At 71.2% G+C, this 15,931-nt stretch carries 15 protein-coding genes; 12 read left to right on the top strand and 3 right to left on the bottom strand.

Annotation, left to right across the window (positions count from 1 at the left end; all coding sequences use genetic code 11):
- Positions 1-5: 5 nt before the first annotated feature.
- From DR046_RS08380 to DR046_RS08405, 6 genes are read left to right on the top strand one after another with little or no spacing between them, the layout of a single operon-like run.
- Positions 6-827 carry an amino acid ABC transporter ATP-binding protein gene (locus DR046_RS08380; RefSeq protein WP_306418035.1) on the top strand — a complete coding sequence of 274 codons (822 nt, stop codon included), beginning with the start codon at positions 6-8 and terminating at the stop codon, positions 825-827.
- A 12-nt stretch (positions 828-839) separates the two neighbouring features.
- The gene (locus tag DR046_RS08385) at positions 840-1,856 is read left to right on the top strand and encodes a phosphotriesterase family protein (RefSeq protein ID WP_167766999.1); all 1,017 of its coding nucleotides are present in this window, start codon (positions 840-842) and stop codon (positions 1,854-1,856) included.
- Entirely contained in the window at positions 1,853-2,749 is an 897-nt protein-coding gene (locus tag DR046_RS08390; RefSeq protein WP_115381878.1) for a dihydrodipicolinate synthase family protein, read from the top strand. The genes DR046_RS08385 and DR046_RS08390 overlap by 4 nt, the downstream gene beginning before the upstream one ends.
- Entirely contained in the window at positions 2,750-5,599 is a 2,850-nt protein-coding gene (locus DR046_RS08395) for an FAD-dependent oxidoreductase (protein WP_115381880.1), read from the top strand.
- A 21-nt stretch (positions 5,600-5,620) separates the two neighbouring features.
- A complete protein-coding gene (locus DR046_RS08400; RefSeq protein WP_115381881.1) occupies positions 5,621-6,034 on the top strand; it encodes a DUF3830 family protein in 414 nt (137 codons plus the stop codon).
- A 9-nt stretch (positions 6,035-6,043) separates the two neighbouring features.
- The gene (locus DR046_RS08405) at positions 6,044-7,030 is read left to right on the top strand and encodes a Gfo/Idh/MocA family protein (protein ID WP_115381883.1); all 987 of its coding nucleotides are present in this window, start codon (positions 6,044-6,046) and stop codon (positions 7,028-7,030) included.
- Between the two features lie 9 nt (positions 7,031-7,039).
- On the opposite strand, the gene DR046_RS08410 is transcribed toward DR046_RS08405, so the two are convergent.
- Positions 7,040-8,080 carry a GlxA family transcriptional regulator gene (locus DR046_RS08410; protein ID WP_115381885.1) on the bottom strand — a complete coding sequence of 347 codons (1,041 nt, stop codon included), beginning with the start codon at positions 8,078-8,080 and terminating at the stop codon, positions 7,040-7,042.
- Positions 8,081-8,177: 97 nt separating this feature from the next.
- Between DR046_RS08410 and DR046_RS08415 the strand changes: the two genes are divergently transcribed.
- The 6 genes from DR046_RS08415 (at position 8,178) to DR046_RS08440 (ending at position 14,069) form a co-directional block, all read left to right on the top strand.
- A complete protein-coding gene (locus DR046_RS08415; protein WP_115381887.1) occupies positions 8,178-9,431 on the top strand; it encodes a sarcosine oxidase subunit beta family protein in 1,254 nt (417 codons plus the stop codon).
- A 10-nt stretch (positions 9,432-9,441) separates the two neighbouring features.
- Complete coding sequence (locus tag DR046_RS08420; protein ID WP_115381889.1) at positions 9,442-9,744, top strand: sarcosine oxidase subunit delta; 303 nt, start codon at positions 9,442-9,444, stop codon at positions 9,742-9,744.
- Positions 9,741-12,731: a sarcosine oxidase subunit alpha gene (locus DR046_RS08425; RefSeq protein ID WP_115381891.1), complete on the top strand. Its 2,991-nt coding sequence runs from the start codon at positions 9,741-9,743 to the stop codon at positions 12,729-12,731. Before DR046_RS08420 ends, DR046_RS08425 begins: the two co-directional genes overlap by 4 nt.
- 13 nt (positions 12,732-12,744) lie before the next feature.
- On the top strand, positions 12,745-13,299 hold the full coding sequence (locus DR046_RS08430) for a sarcosine oxidase subunit gamma (protein WP_115381893.1): 555 nt from the start codon (positions 12,745-12,747) through the stop codon (positions 13,297-13,299).
- A gap of 188 nt (positions 13,300-13,487) precedes the next feature.
- Positions 13,488-13,697, top strand: a complete 210-nt coding sequence (locus DR046_RS08435; protein WP_115381895.1) for a hypothetical protein — start codon at positions 13,488-13,490, stop codon at positions 13,695-13,697.
- A gap of 66 nt (positions 13,698-13,763) precedes the next feature.
- A complete protein-coding gene (locus DR046_RS08440; protein ID WP_115381897.1) occupies positions 13,764-14,069 on the top strand; it encodes a hypothetical protein in 306 nt (101 codons plus the stop codon).
- Here DR046_RS08440 and DR046_RS08445 read toward each other — a convergent pair.
- Together DR046_RS08445 and DR046_RS08450 are read right to left on the bottom strand one after the other, a co-directional pair.
- Positions 14,027-14,245, bottom strand: a complete 219-nt coding sequence (locus DR046_RS08445) for a DUF2783 domain-containing protein (RefSeq protein ID WP_115381899.1) — start codon at positions 14,243-14,245, stop codon at positions 14,027-14,029. The genes DR046_RS08440 and DR046_RS08445 overlap by 43 nt on opposite strands.
- Positions 14,236-15,852 carry an FAD-dependent oxidoreductase gene (locus DR046_RS08450; protein WP_115381901.1) on the bottom strand — a complete coding sequence of 539 codons (1,617 nt, stop codon included), beginning with the start codon at positions 15,850-15,852 and terminating at the stop codon, positions 14,236-14,238. Before DR046_RS08450 ends, DR046_RS08445 begins: the two co-directional genes overlap by 10 nt.
- Between the last annotated feature and the right edge of the window lie 79 nt (positions 15,853-15,931).

Genomic DNA, 15,931 nt, shown 5'->3' on the forward strand with positions numbered 1-15,931 from the left:
TGGACATGACCATGCAGGAAACGCAACTCGCCCCCCGCTCCCGCGCCGGGCGGGACCTGGGCGAGCCCATCGTCCTGATCGAGGGCGTCGAGAAGCGGTTCGGCGACAACCACGTCCTCAAGGACGTGTCGATCACCGTCCGTCAGGGCGAGGTGGTCGTGATCTGCGGCCGCTCGGGCAGCGGCAAGAGCACGCTGCTGCGCTGCATCGACCATCTGGAGACGATCGACGGCGGCACGATCCGCGCCGCCGGCCACCTGATGGGGATGCGCGAGAAGAACGGCAAGCGCGTGCCGCTGAAGGACGCCGAGATCGCACGCCAGCAGCGCGACCTCGGCATGGTGTTCCAGAACTTCAACCTGTTTCCGCATATCAGCGTGATCGAGAACATCACGCTGGGCCCGGTGCGCATCCAGAAGCGCCCGAAGGCCGAGGCGCGGGAGGAGGCGCGCGCCCTGCTCGCCCGCGTCGGCCTTCCCGACAAGGAGAACGCCTATCCCCGCCAGCTTTCGGGCGGGCAGCAGCAGCGCGTCGCCATCGCCCGCGCGCTCGCCATGAAGCCGAAGGTCATGCTCTTCGACGAGCCGACTTCGGCGCTTGACCCCGAGATGATCTCGGAGGTGCTGGACGTGATGGTCGACCTGTCGCGCCAGGGCATGACGATGATCGTCGTCACCCACGAGATGGGCTTCGCCCGCGCCGCCGCCGACCGCGTTATCCTGATGCATGATGGCCGGATCGTCGAGGAGGCCGACCCCGAGACCTTCTTCACCAAGCCCGAGAGCGAGCACACCCGGCTGTTCCTGTCGAAGATCCTCAGTCACTGAAGGATGGGCGTCGTGCGCACAGTGCTGGGGGATGTCCACCCGGCCGGGCTGGGCCCGGTCGCGTTCCACGAACATGTCCTGTTCGACATCGTGCCCCCGGGCGCGGAGGGCGACCGCGACGCGCCGATCCGGCCCGAGGATCGCTGGCAGGTCGACTACCGCTCCAACGAGGCGCCGGCCAATGCGCACCAGACGGAGGTGGACGCCGCCGCGCGGGAGCTTTCGTGGTTCGCGCAGGACGGCGGCGCAGTGATCGTCGACCAGTCGGTCGCCGGACTCGCCCGCGATCCCGCCGGGCTCGCCGCCGCGTCGCGGGCGTCGGGCGTGCATGTCGTGGCCGCCGCCGGACGCTACACCGACGCCTATCTCACGCCGGAGATGCGCGCGATGGACGAGGACGCGCTGGCCGGTCTGTTCACCTCCGAGGTGACGGACGGGCTCGACGGCAGCGCCATCCGCGCGGGACTCGTCGGCGAGATGGGCTGCTCCTGGCCGATGACGGAGCCGGAGCGCCGCGCGCTCCGCGCCGCCGCCCGCGCCGCGCGGGCCACGGGCGCCGCGCTCTCGGTCCATCCCGGCCGCGCGCCGGGCGCCTGCGCCGAGATCCTCGACATCGTGGAGGCCGAGGGCCATGCGCTCTCCCGCACCATCCTCTGCCACATGGACCGGACCCATCCCGACGGAGAAGGCATCGCGCCGCTGCTCGCCCGCGGGGCCAATGTCGAATGGGACTTCTTCGGCATCGAGCAGTCGCACTACTGGATGGGCGACACCGAACTTCCCATGGACCGCGACCGCGTCCGCCTGATCGCGCGCTTCGCCGACGCCGGACATGGCGACCGGATCCTCGTCTCGCAGGACATCTGCACGAAGACGCGGCTGCGCGGCTGGGGCGGGCATGGCTATGGCCATCTGCTGCGCAACGTCGTGCCGCTGATGGCCCGAATGGGACTGGAGGCCGGGCTCATCGACCGGCTGATCCGCGCGAACCCCCTGAGATTGCTGACCCTTGAGGAGACACCCGCATGACAACCCGGTTCCGTGGCACCTATACCGTCATGGTCACGGCCTTCGACGCCGAGGGCCGGCTCGACCTCGACGCGCAGGCGCGCTTCACCGACTGGCAGGTGCGCGAGGGCATCCACGGGCTGATCCCGCTGGGCTCCACCGGCGAGTTCCTCTCGCTGACCGCCGACGAACGCCGCGCCGTCGCCAAATGCGTGATCGACACCGTCGCGGGCCGCGTGCCCGTCCTGATCGGCGCCGGCGCCGAAAGCACCGACGAGGTGATCGACAACGTCGCCATGGCCGAGGAACTGGGCGCCGACGGCACCATGATCATCCCGCCCTTCTACTCGACCCCGACCCGGGACGAGCTGATCCACCATTTCGGCCGCATCGGCGAGGCGGCGAAGACGCCGGTCATGATCTACAACAACCCCGCCACCGCGAATGTGGACCTGACGCCGGACCTCGTGGCCGAACTCTCGAAGCTGCCGCGGATCGACTACATCAAGGAATCCACCATGGACGTGACCCGCATCCGCGACATCCTCGAGATGTCCGAGGGGCGGATGACCGTGTTCGGCGGGATCATGGGGTTCGAAAGCTTCGTCGAGGGCGCCGAGGGCTGGGTCGCCGTCGGCTCGAACATCCTGCCGAAGGCGCTGGCACGGCTCTTCACCCTGACCGCCGACGAGGAGGACTACCACGCCGCCCGCGCGCTCTACCGCGAGGTGCTGCCGATCATCCGGCTGGTCGCGGGCCATCGCTACGTCTCGGGCAGCAAGGCCGCGCTCGACATGCTGGGGATGCCGATGGGCGGCCCGCGCCCGCCGCGCCTGCCCCTGCCCGAGTCCGAGATGGGCGAGGTCCGCGCCGCGCTGAAGGCCGTGGGCGCGATGCCGGAGGCCGTGGCCTGAGTGACGCTCCGCTTCACCTTCGAAGGCGAGACGATCCCGGCGCGGCCGGGTGACAGCCTCGCCGCCGCGCTCTCGGCCGCCGGTCACGTCACGACCGGCGCACGCCGCAGCGGTGCGCCCCGCGCGGCGTTCTGCGGCATGGGCGTGTGCCACGACTGCCTCGTGACCGTCGACGGCGCGCGCGGCCGCCGGTCCTGCATGGTCGAGGTGCGCGACGGGATGGAAGTCCGCCGCGAGGCGGAGCGGGAGCTTGCGGCAGGGACGCGGCCCCCTGCCCCTCCGGCCTTCGACACGGCCGAGACCGAGATCGCCGTGATCGGGGCCGGCCCAGCAGGGCTGTCGGCCGCGATCCACGCGGCGAAGGCCGGGGCAAGCGTGCTCGTCCTCGACGAGCGCGGAGAGCCGGGCGGCCAGTATTTCAAGCCGCGCAGCGAGGGCTATCGCGGAGGCCATGCGCCCGACCGCCAGCATCGGCGCGGCGCCGCGCTGCGCGCCGAGGCCGAGGCGGCGGGCATTCGCATCCTTTCCGGACAGAGCCTCTGGTTCGCCCGCGCCGAAGGCGATGGCTTCGCGCTGCGGTCGCTCGGCGATGCGGGCGGCTGGCGAATGACGGCCCGCGCGGTGATCCTCGCCACCGGCGCCTACGAGCGGCCCGCGATGGCGCCCGGCTGGACCTTGCCCGGCGCGATGACCATCGGCGCCGCGCAGACGCTGGCCCGGCGCTACGGCGTGGCGCCGGGCGCGCGGGTGCTGATCGCGGGGCACGGGCCGCTGGGGCTGCAACTCGCCGCGGAGCTGGACGCGATCGGGGCAAGGGTCGTGGCCCTGGCCGAGCGAGGCCGCCCGGCGCCCGGCCCGACGCTGGCGCGGGCGGCGCTCTCGGCGCCGCGCCTCGCAGCCGACGGCGCCCGCTACCGCCTCGCGGTCCTGCGCGCCCGCACCGCCGTCCTGACCGGCTGGGACCTGGCCAAAATCGAAGGCATCGACCGCGCCGAGACCGCCGTCATTCGCCGTATCGCCACCGGCGAAACCCGTCGCTTCGCCGCCGACATCATCGCCGCCGGGGACGGCTTCGCCCCGCAGCTGGAGCTCGCGCGCCTTCTCGGTGTCCCCGTCGCCACCCATCCCGCGACCGGCGAGATCCGCCCCGAGCGCGACGACGAAGGCCGAACGCCCGTCCCCGGTGTCTGGATCGCGGGCGATGCGGGCGGGCTGGGCGGTGCCGAGATGGCGCTGGCGCAGGGCGTGCTAAGCGCCGCGGGCGCGCTGGCGCATCTGGGACGTGCGGGGGGCGAGACCGGCGCCGCGCGCAAGGGGCTGGCCCGCGCCCGCAGCTTCCAGTCGGCGCTCTGGTCGCTCTATGCCGCGCCCGCGCGGCCCGCGCCGGTGGGCCAGACGATCCTCTGCCGCTGCGAGGAGATAACCGCCGCCACCGCCCGTGCCGCCATCGCCGGGGGCGCGGATGATCCGGCCAAGCTGAAGCGCGCCACTCGGCTCGGCATGGGCCGCTGCCAGGGCCGCTACTGCCTGCCGCAGGCGCTGCGCCTTCTGGCCGAGGCGGGACATCCGGCCCCGCCCGAGGCGCTGTTCGCGCCGCAGATCCCCGCCCGGCCGGTGCCGCTCGGTGCGCTGGCGCTGGAGAAGCCGGAATGGGGCGGCCACCGGCAGAGCGCACCGTCGGTGCGGCCCGGGCGGCCGGACGAGCGGCCGCTCTCCGTCACCTCCGCCGACCTCGTCGTGATCGGAGGCGGGGTGACCGGCATCTCGGCCGCACTTCACGCAGCAAGGGCGGGGGCCTCGGTCCTGTGCCTCGACCGCGGGCGCGTCAACGGCGAGGCCTCGGGCGGCAACGCGGGCAGCCTGCACCTGCAGCTTCTCAGCTGGGATTTCGGCGGCAAGGCGGTGGGCTCGGGCGATCTGCAGCTGCGCACCCTGCCCCTTCAGGCGGAATCCATCGACCTCTGGCAGAAGCTCGAGCGCGAGCTTGCGGCCGATTTCGAGATGGCCGTGACGGGCGGGCTGATGGTCGCCGAGAACCCCGCGCAGATCGCCTTCCTCGAAGCCAAGGCCGCCGCCGAGGCGCGTGTCGGCATCCGGACCGAAGTGATCGACGGCGACCGCGTCCGCCGGATCGCGCCCGCGATCTCGCAGGACATCGTCGCCGCCGCCTGGTGCCCCGGCGAAGGCAAGATCAACCCGCTGGCCGCCACGCCGCCGCTGGCCGCCGCCGCCCGCGCCGCCGGCGCCGTCATCGAGGAGAACGCCCCGGTTCGCGCCATCGCCCGCGACGGCGCGGGCTACACCATCGACACGGCGCGCGGGCGCATCACGGCGCGCCGCATCCTGATCGCTGCGGGCGGCTGGTCGGCGCAGGTGGCGCGGATGCTCGGCGCCGACCTGCCCATCAAGGGCGCGCCCCTGCAGATGGTCGTCACCGCCCCCGGCCCCACGCTCGTGCCTTGCCTGCTGGCGCATGCGGACCGCCACCTGTCGATGAAGCAGACGGCGGCGGGCTCGGTCATCATCGGCGGCGCCTGGCCCGCCGTCACCGGCGCCGCGGGCCAGGCCGAGATCCTGCCCGAGAGCCTGGAGGGCAATCTCTGGGTCGCGGCGCGCACCGTGCCGCAGGTCGGTAGCCTCCAGGTCATCCGCAGCTGGGCCGCCATGAACATCGACATCGACGGCGCGCCCCTGATCGGCCCCGTGCCGGGCCTCGATGGCGTCACCGTCGCGGCCACCGCCAACGGCTATACGCTCGGCCCCCTGATGGGCCGCGAGGCCGCCGCCGCCGCCCTGACTGGCCGGCTGCGGCAGGACCTCGAAGCGTTCTCGATGTCCCGCTTTTCCTGAACCCCCAGAGGAGGATTCCGAATGACAGCCCTGAAGATCAAGGCCGGCCCCTACAGGTTCGACGCGCGGCTGGAACGCGAGGCCGCGCCGAAGACCTGTGCCGCCTTCGAGGCCGCGATGCCCTTCACGGGCCAGATCGTCCATGTCCGCTGGTCGGGCGAAGGCGTCTGGATCCCGTTGGGCGACCGCGATTTCGGCGTGGGCTACGAAAACCACACGAGCCATCCGGCGCCGGGCCACGTCATCCTCTACCCGGGCGGGATCAGCGAGACCGAGATCCTGCTGGCCTATGGCGGCGTCGACTTCTCGTCGAAGATGGGCCAGCTCGCCGGCAACCACTTCATCACCCTCACCTCGGGCCACGAGAACCTGATGGCGCTGGGCAACCGCGTCCTCTGGGAAGGGGCGCAGGACATTCGGTTCGACTATGCCTGAGCGCCGCGCATGATCCGGCTGGCGCTTGTCGGGCCGGGCCGCTGGGGCCGCATCCTGGTGGAGTCGGTTCAGGGCGTCTCGGGCGCGGTGGTCTTCACCCATGCCGTCGCCCGCTCGCCCGGCAAGGTCGCCGGCTGGTGCGGTGCACAGGGGATCGCGCTGACCGACGATCTGGACTCGGTGCTCACCGACCCCGCGGTCGACGGCATCGTTCTCGCCACGCCCCATTCCCAGCATGCCGCGCAGATCGAGCACGTGGCGCGGGCCGGAAAGGACCTGTTCTGCGAGAAGCCCGTCGCGCTGACGCTGGCCGAGGCGCACGCCGCACTCGCCGCGGTCGAGTCGGCGGACATCGTCTTCCTGCCCGGCCATATCCGCCGCCACCTGCCCGCCGTGGCCGAGATGAAGGCCCGGATCGCGGCGGGCGACCTGGGGCGCATCCTCCATGCCGAGGGCAACATGAGCAGCCATGTCGGCTTCGGCGAGGTCTACAGCCCCGGGATGTGGCGGCTCGCCCCGGGCGAGAGCCCGGCGGGCGGGATGGCCGCAGCGGGCATCCACGTCGTCGACCTGATGATCCACCTGTTGGGCCCCGTCGAGTCGGTCTTCGCCCAGAGCGACCGGCTGGTCCACGAGATCGACCACGACGACACGACAAGCCTGCTGATGCGCTTTGCGAGCCGGGCGACGGCGACACTCTCGACGATGACCGCCACGGCGCGGGAGTTCCGGCTGCAGGTCTTCGGCGAGCGCGGCTGGATGGAGTTACGCGGACAGGACCAGCTGACGTGGGCGCCGGTGGAAGGCCCCCGCGACCGAAGGTCCTGGGACCGGGTCTCGATGGAGCGGCTGGAGATGGAGGCCTTCGCCCGAGCGATCCGGACCCGCACGCGCCAGCCGATCCCGCCTGCGGAGGTGCTCAACGGCATCGCCCTGTTCGAGGCCGTCTCCGCCTCGCTGGCCGGCGACAGGCGTGTGCGGATCGCGGGTGCCTGACCCTCGGCCTCAGCTTCTGGCGTTCAGCAGCACCCCGACGGCCGGCGCCGCGTCCTCGGCACGGCGCTGGGCCTGCCGATACTGGGCCGGAGAGAGGCCGCGATGCGCCTTCAGGGTTCGTGCCAGATGGGTGCCGTCGCAGAAACCGGTGGCGAGACCGATCTCCGCGACCGGCTCCTCTGTCGTGCGCAGCCGCAGCAGCGCGCGATCGAGCCGCAGGTCGAGATAGACCCGGGCCGGCGTCTGGCCGAGATCCGCGAGGAAGCGCCGCTCCAGCGTCCGCCGCGCGACCTGCAACTGCCCGGCCAGTGCCGCGACAGGGATTGGCAGCTCGATGTTCTGCTGCATCCTCAGGATTGCGCGCTTGACCAGCGCGTCCTTCGGCTTGCGGGCCAGCGGCTGGCCTGGCTGCGCCTCCTCTCCGCCGAGCGCGTCGTCGATCATCATGATGTTGAGGCTCTTGATCGCGGCGGACTGGCCGACATGGCGGGCAACAAGGAACGCCGCCAGATGCGCCGCGCCGTGCCCGCCCGAACAGGTCAGCCGGTCGCGGTCGACGACGAAGATCTGGTCGGACACGGGTTGCTGCGCCTCGAAGCGGTCGACGAAGTCCTGATGGTGGAACCAGCTGACGCAGCAGCGGTAGCCGTCCAGAAGCCCCGTCTCGTGCAGGATGAACACCCCGGTGCAGAGCCCGACGACGGGCACCCCGCGCGCCGCCGTCTCGGCGAGGAAGGCGCGCTCCGCCGGGCTCAGCACGGGGCGGTCGCTCATGACGCCACCGACGACCACGAGGTAATCGAACGGCGCGGCCCGGCGCAGCGGCGTGTCCGGCGTCACCCGCACGCCGCAGCTCGACCGGACCGGCGCCATCGACTCGGACAGCACCGTCCAGTCGCAGAGGATCGGGCGCGAGTGGTCGGCCTCGTCGGCGGCCAGTCGCAGCACGTCCACGAAATTCGCGAAGGCCGACAGGGTGAAGCTGTCGGCGAGCAGGAAGGCGACGCGGAGCCGCTTCTGCGGCAGGACGTTCCGGGCGGCGGTCGGCATGACGCGATCCTGCGGTCGATCTGACGCTTTTCTACCCTCGCCCGGCCGGCGAGGAAAGTAGGGACTCGCGATCTGCCGCCCGCGAGGTGCATCCCCCATGACCCATTTCAGCGCCTTCAGCCTGTTGAAGAACGCCCTGACCGGCAACCGCAACTGGACCGAGCAATGGCCCGATCCGGAACCCAAGGCCGAATACGACGTCATCATCGTCGGCGCGGGCGGCCACGGGCTGGGCGCAGCCTACTACCTCGCCAGGGAGCACGGGATCACCAATGTCGCCGTGCTCGACAAGGGCTGGCTGGGCGGCGGCAATACCGGGCGCAACACCACGATCATCCGCTCCAACTACCTCTACGACGAGAGCGCGCGGCTCTACGACCATGCCGTCGACCTGTGGGAGGGGCTGAGCCAGGAGCTGAACTACAACGTCATGTTCTCGCGCCGGGGCGTCCTGATGCTGGCGCACACCGTCCATGACGTGCAGAGCTTCAAGCGCCACATCCACGCCAACCGCCTGAACGGCGTCGACAACCGGTGGCTGACCCCGAAGGAGTGCAAGGCGTATTGCCCGCCGCTCTCGATCTCGCCGGACGCGCGCTATCCGGTGCTGGGCGGCGCCCTGCAGGAACGGGCGGGGACGGCCCGGCATGACGCGGTGGCCTGGGGTTACGCCCGCGGCGCCGCGAAGCGCGGCGTGGACATCATCCAGAACTGCGCCGTGACCGCGATCCGCCGGCATCCCGACGGCTCCCTCGCGGGGGTGGAGACGACGCGGGGCTTCATCAAGGCGAAGAAGGTGGGCGTCTCGGCCGCCGGGCATACCTCGGTCGTGATGCAGACCGCCGATGTGCGCCTGCCGCTGGAAAGCTTCCCGCTCCAGGCGCTGGTCAGCGAGCCGGTGAAGCCGGTCTTCCCCTGCGTCGTCATGTCGAACGCGGTCCACGCCTATATCAGCCAGTCCGACAAGGGCGAACTGGTCATCGGCTCGGGCACCGACCAATACACGAGCTACAGCCAGCGCGGCGGCCTGCCGCTGATCGAGCATACCGTGGCCGCGATCACCGAGATCTTCCCGATCTTCAACCGGATGCGGATGCTGCGCAAATGGGGCGGGATCGTCGACGTGACCCCGGACCGCTCGGCGATCATCTCGAAGACGCCGGTCGGCGGGCTCTATGTCAATTGCGGCTGGGGCACCGGCGGGTTCAAGGCGACGCCCGGCGCCGCCCATACCTTCGCCTGGACGATCGCGAAGGACGAACCCCACCCGATCAACGCCCCCTTCACCATGGAGCGGTTCCGCACCGGCCGCCTGATCGACGAAGCGGCCGCCGCCGCCGTCGCGCATTAGGAGGAACCCGATGCTCCTGATCCACTGCCCCTATTGCGACGAGACCCTGCCCGAGGTCGAGTTCACCTATGCCGGCCAGGCCCATGTCGTCCGCCCCGCCGACCCCTCCTCCACATCCGACTCGGAGTGGGAGGCATTCCTCTTCCTCCGCGAGAACCCAAAGGGCGCCCATTACGAGCGCTGGCGGCACCTGCACGGCTGCGGTCGCTTCTTCAACGCGGTGCGCGACACCGTGTCCGACAGGTTCCTGACCACCTACGCGGCGGGCGCCCCGCGCCCTGACCTCTCCGACCTGATCGAGAGGGCGAAATGAGCGGGTTCCGCATTCCGGGCAAAGGCCGCGTCGATCCTGCGACCCCGGTCAGCTTCCGCTTCGACGGCCGGAAAGTCCGTGGCCTCAGGGGCGACACCGTCGCCTCGGCGCTGCTCGCCAATGGCATCCACCTGATGGGACGGTCCTTCAAGTATCACCGCCCGCGCGGCCCCGTCGCCGCCGGATCGGAGGAGCCCAACGCCCTGATCGGCACCCGCCGCGGCCCGGGCCGCTACGAGCCCAACACCCGCGCCACCGTGCAGGAAATCTGGCCGGGGCTGGAGGCGACCAGCCAGAACAAGTACCCGAGCCTCAAGTGGGACATCGGCGCGGTGAACGACGCCGCCTACATGCTCTTCTCGGCGGGGTTCTACTACAAGACCTTCATGTGGCCGCGCAGCTTCTGGGACAGGGTCTACGAGCCCTTCATCCGCGCGGCCGCGGGTCTGGGCGTGTCCCCCTCGAGGGAGGATCCCGACAGCTACGCCTCGCGCTACCTGCATTGCGACGTGCTGATCGTCGGCGCCGGACCTGCGGGCCTCGCCGCCGCGCGGGCCGCCGCCGTGGACGGTCTGCGCGTCGTGCTGGTCGACGAGAACGCGGAAGCCGGCGGCACGCTGCTGTCCGAGCCGCAGGCGCGTATCGACGGGCGGAGCGCTTGGGACTGGCTTTCGGCCGAACTCGCGGCCCTTAAGGCCAACGGCGTGCGGATCATGACCCGCACGACGGCCATCGGCTACTACCATCAGAACATGATCGGCATGGTCGAGAAGCTGACCGACCACCTGCCCGACCTGCCCGCCGACACCCCCCGCGAACGGATGTGGCGCGTGCGGGCGAAGCAGGTGGTGCTGGCTCAGGGCGCGCTGGAAAAGCCGCTGGTCTTCCACGGCAACGACCGGCCCGGCGTGATGCTGGCGGGCGCGGCGCAGACCTACCTGAACCGCTACGGCGTGCTGGTGGGCCGGCAGCCCGCCATCGTCACCAGCCATGACAGCGCCTGGTACGCGGCATTCGACCTCGCCGATGCGGGCGCCCGGGTTCAGGCCATCGTCGACACGCGCGCGGACGTCCGGGCGGAGCTTCTGGCCGAGGCCGAGGCGCGCGGCATCAAGGTGAAGCTGTCGCACACCGCCACGGCAACCTCGGGCCGGCTGCGGGTCAAGTCACTGCGCGTGAACCCGGTGCGAGACGGCAAGGTCGGGACGCCATACACGATCCACTGCGACACCGTGCTGATGTCGGGCGGCTGGACGCCCTCGCTGCACCTCTTCTCGCACACCAGGGGATCACTCGCCTGGGACGACGACCTGACCACCTTCCTGCCGAAGGACACGCCCGAGGAGTGCGTGATCGCCGGGGCCAGCCGGGGTCTCTGGGGCATCGAGGCCGCGCTGACAGATGGCGCCGACAAGGGCCGCGCCGTTGCCGCCGCCCTCGGCAAGGCGGGGACGGAGACGGCCCATGTCGTCGAGGCCGACCGCCCCGGCACCGGCACGAGCGAGAAGGAACTTCCGACCGATCTGGACCCCAGCCGCGCCAAGGCCTTCGTCGACTACCAGAACGACGTGACCGCCAAGGACCTGCGGCTGGCCGTGCGCGAGGGGATGCGCTCCATCGAGCACGTCAAGCGATACACGACCAACGGGATGGCGACCGATCAGGGCAAGATGTCCAACATCAACGGGCTCAACATCGCCGCCGACGCGCTTGGAAAGAAACAGCCCCAGGTCGGCCTGACCACCTTCCGCCCGCCCTATACTCCGACCAGCTTCGGCGCCTTCGCGGGCTATCACCGCGGCGCGCATTTCGAGGTGACGCGCAAGACGCAGATCGACGCCTGGGCCGAGGAGCACGGCGCCGTATTCGAGCCCGTCGGCCAGTGGCGCCGCGCCCGATATTTCCCGAAGCCGGGCGAGGACATGGACTCGGCCGTGCGCCGCGAGTGCGTCGCAACGCGCGCCAGCGTCGGCATGTTCGACGCCTCAACCCTCGGCAAGATCGAGGTCGTGGGCCCGGACGCGGTCGAGTTCATGAACCGCATGTACACGAACCCCTGGACGAAGCTCGCCCCCGGCCGCTGCCGCTATGGCCTGCTCTGCGGCGATGACGGCTTCATCCGCGACGACGGCGTGATCGGTCGGCTGTCGCAGGACCGCTTCCACGTCACCACGACGACCGGCGGCGCGGCGCGCGTCCTCAACATGATGGAGGACTACCGCCAGACCGAATGGCCCGACCTTCAGGTCTGGCTGACCTCCACCACCGAGCAATGGGCGACGGTGGCGGTGAACGGCCCGAACGCCGCCAAGCTGCTCGCACCGCTGGTCGAGGGGGTGGAGCTGACCGACGACGCCTTCCCGCACATGTCCTGCGCCGAATGCACGGTCGCCGGGATGCCCGCGCGCCTGTTCCGCATCAGCTTCACCGGCGAGATCGGGTTCGAGATCAACGTCCCCACCCCGATGGGCCGCAAGTTGTGGGAAGCCGTGTGGCAGGCCGGGCAGCCCTTCGGCATCGTGCCCTACGGCACCGAGACGATGCACGTCCTGCGGGCCGAGAAGGGCTACATCGTTGTCGGGCAGGACACGGACGGAACGGTCACGCCCCATGACGCGGGGATCGGCTGGGCCATCGGCAAGACGAAGCCCGATTTCGTGGGCAAGCGCGGGATGGCCCGCCCCGACCTCGTCGCAAAGGGACGCAAGCAACTCGTCGGCCTTCTGACCGAAGACCGCTCGCGGCTGGAGGAGGGCGCGCAGATCGTCTTCGATCCGGCCCAGAAGGTACCGATGAAGATGGTGGGGCATGTCACCTCCTCCTACCTGTCGGACGCGGTGGGCCGGCCAATCGCGCTGGCCCTGGTCGAGGGCGGCCAGGACCGGATGGGCGAGACGGTCCACATCCCGATGCCCGACCGCACCATCGCCGCGACGATCACGTCGAGCGTGTTCCTCGACCCCGACAACGCCCGTCTGAAGATCTGAGCCGGAGGCCTCGATGAACGCACCGCTCCACTCCTTCGAGCCCTCGGTCCTGATCGAGACCGCCGCCGCCCGCGTCAGCCGCGCCGCGCCCGGCGCGCGGCTTTCGCTGCAGGCGCGGGGCGACCTTCCGCCCCTGAACGCGGCTTTGGGGCTCGACCTTCCCACCCGCATCGGCCGCCGTGCCCGCGCGGGCGCGCTCGAGGCGATCTGCCTCGGCCCCGAGGAATGGATGCTGCACGCGCCGGAGGCGCAGGCCGTGGAGATCCTATCGGCCTGCGCCGAGGTCTATGCCAGCCGGCCCCGCAGCCTCGTCGACGTCTCGGGCCGCGAGACCACCTTCGTGATCGACGGCCCCCGCGCGGCGGAGCTTCTGACGCTGGGCTGCGCCCGCGACATCGACGGCATCGCGGTCGGCGAAGGCAGGCGGACCGCCTTCGACGGCGTGACCGTGATCCTGTGGCGAGACGGCGAAACGTCGTTCCGCATGGATTGCTGGCACAGCTTCGCCCCGCATGTGCAGCACCTGCTGGAGATCGGCTGCCGGGAACTCGCGGCGGAGACGATCTGAGCGGCGGGAACGTTCACTCGTGCGCCGTCGTGGAAACCACGCTCCCCAGAGTGTTGTCCCAGCGCGAACGCCACCCGGATGCCGCGCATCGCCGGACCGCCCCCAACATGGCGAACGTGCCGGGCCTGAGGCGTAGAGCGAAGGTCATGCCGTCTCGGCAACGAGAAAGAGCCTCTCTCGAAGGTCGCATGGTCGCCGTCGCGGAGGGCGTCGTCGATTGCTTCAATCCATGTGCCCGCTACGCCGCGCGGATGCTGGAAACGGAACACGGGCTCTGCCTCCTCGCCTTCGCGGACCGGCCCGAAGGCCGGTTCGTGGGCGAGATCATGGGCCCGGAGCCGGTCCACGTCGACGCCGCCGGCCGGTTGGTCCTCGGCCCGCTACCCGGCACGATCTAGACGCGCCCGGTCGACAGCGGCGGCGCGGGCGGGCAGGATGGGGACGACAGACAGACCGGAGCCTGCATGACATTCCGCCCCCTCCTCCTCGCCCTGCCCTTCCTCGCCGCCTGCGTCTCCGAGGCGCCGGCCCCCGTCCCCGCCGCCGGCCCGCCGCCGCTCGACCCGACGCTCGGGCCGATCGCGCTGGCCGAGCAGGGCTGCCTGCGCGCCGTGTCCCAGGCGTCGGGCGTTCCGGACGTCAGGGTCTTCAATTCCGACTTCGCGGAGACGGGCACGGTGTTCCAGATCGGCGTCGGGCCGGCCAACGTGCTGTGGCGCTGCATCGGCTACGCGGACGGATCCACCGCCGGGGTCGCCCCGCTGGCCTGAGCGGCGGAGAAGGCTTCGCGCAGCACCGCCCGGTCGCCGACATGGTTCGCGAGGACCAGCACCAGCCGGGCGTTGAGCGCCGCGCTCTCGGCATCCGACAGCCCGGCATGGGCGGCGAGCAGCTCGTCGTAGAACCCGTCCGGGTCCGGGATGTTGGGGTCGAGGATCAGGCGCATGCCGACCGCCCCAGCGCGAGGTCCAGCGCGGCGGAGACCTTCGCCGCCTCCGCACGGGGCCAGCGCGCGACGACATGCTGGTCGGGACGGATCAGGTAGACCGCACCGGGCGCGTCCCCGAGGTAGCGCGCGCGCAGGAGCCCGGTCGGATCGTCCCGGCGAGTGTCCAGCGCCAGCCGCGCGTCGATCCCCGGAACCTCGGGCAGCAGCGCATCGATCCCGAGCAGCGTGAAGCCCCCGGTCAGCCGGTCGAGCAGAAAGCCCTCGGCCAGCGGCGCGTCCATGCAGGGCGCGCCGGGCCGCGTGGCGGCCGGGCCGCCCAGGGCGTCCGCACCGGTCAGCGACAGACCGTCATAGATGCAGGGCACCGACAGCCGCCCCGAGTTGATCAGCGGCCGCGCGAAGGCATGCCGCCCGGCCAGCGCCAGCACCGCGTCGCGGAAGGTCCGGCTGGCCTCGGTCTTGGGCGTCAGGAAGTCCGTCGCGCGGGTCGAGTTCAGTATGTTCTCGTCGGCAGCCGCGCGCCGTTCCTCGTCGTAGCTGTCGAGCAGCGTCTCGGGCGCCTGCCCGCGCAGCACCGCGTCGAGCTTCCAGGCGAGGTTCTCGGCATCCTGCACGCCGGAATTCGCCCCCCGTGCGCCGAAGGGCGAGACCTGATGGGCGCTGTCGCCGGCGAAGAGGACGCGGCCGTCGCGGAACCGCTCCATCCGGCGGCACTGGAAGGTGTAGATCGAGGTCCAGTCGAGCTCGTAGTCGACACCCTTGCCCAGCATCGCGTCGACGCGGGCGCGCACGCGGGCCTCGTCGAGCTCCGCCTTGCGGTCGATGTCCCAGCCGAGCTGGAAGTCGATGCGCCAGATGTCGTCCGGCTGCTTGTGCAGAAGCGCCGACTGCCCCGCGCCCTCGAAAGGCGGCTGGAACCAGAACCACCGCTCGGGCGGGAAATCGGCCGTCATCTTCACGTCGGCGATGAGGAAGTTGTCCTCGAAGACGCGCCCCTCGAAGCTGAGCCCGCGCATGTCCCGAAGCGGCGAGCGGGCGCCGTCGCAGGCGACGAGCCACTCCGCTTCCAGCGCATAGGCGCCGTCCGGCGTGTCCACGTCGACCCGCACGGCCCCGTCCACGTCCGCCACGCCCGTCACCGCGTTGCGGCCGCGGATCTCGATCGGCGCGCCAGCCCCCTGCGCCCGGCGGATGGCGTCGACGAGGAACTTCTCGAACCAGGGCTGCTGCAGGTTGACGAAGGCGGGGCAGCGATGGCCGGGCTCGGGCTGGAGGTCGAACGAGTACACCTCCTCCGACCCGTGGAACACGCGCCCCTGCTTCCAGACGACGCCCTTGGCCAGCACCGCCTCGCCCGCGCCCAGCCGGTTCGCGATCTCCAGCGTGCGCTTGGCGAAGCAGATCGCGCGGGAGCCCTGCCCGGCCCCCTCGCTGTCGTCGAGCACGACGACCGGCTGTCCCTTCAGCCCGAGATCGAGCGCCAGTGCGAGGCCGACCGGCCCGCCACCGACGATGACGACCGGGTGACGGACCACCGCGTCCTGATCGGCGGAGCGCGCATAGGGGTAGAGCTCGAAGGCGAGGTCGTAGCGGGCTTTCACCATGGCGGACGCTCCGTCCGGTTTCGAGGCCGGAGGGGGGCTCTGCCCCCCGCCTGCGGCCCCCCCGGCATATTTATGGAGC

Source organism: Jannaschia formosa (assembly GCF_003340555.1).
Taxonomy (GTDB): Bacteria; Pseudomonadota; Alphaproteobacteria; order Rhodobacterales; family Rhodobacteraceae; genus Jannaschia; species Jannaschia formosa.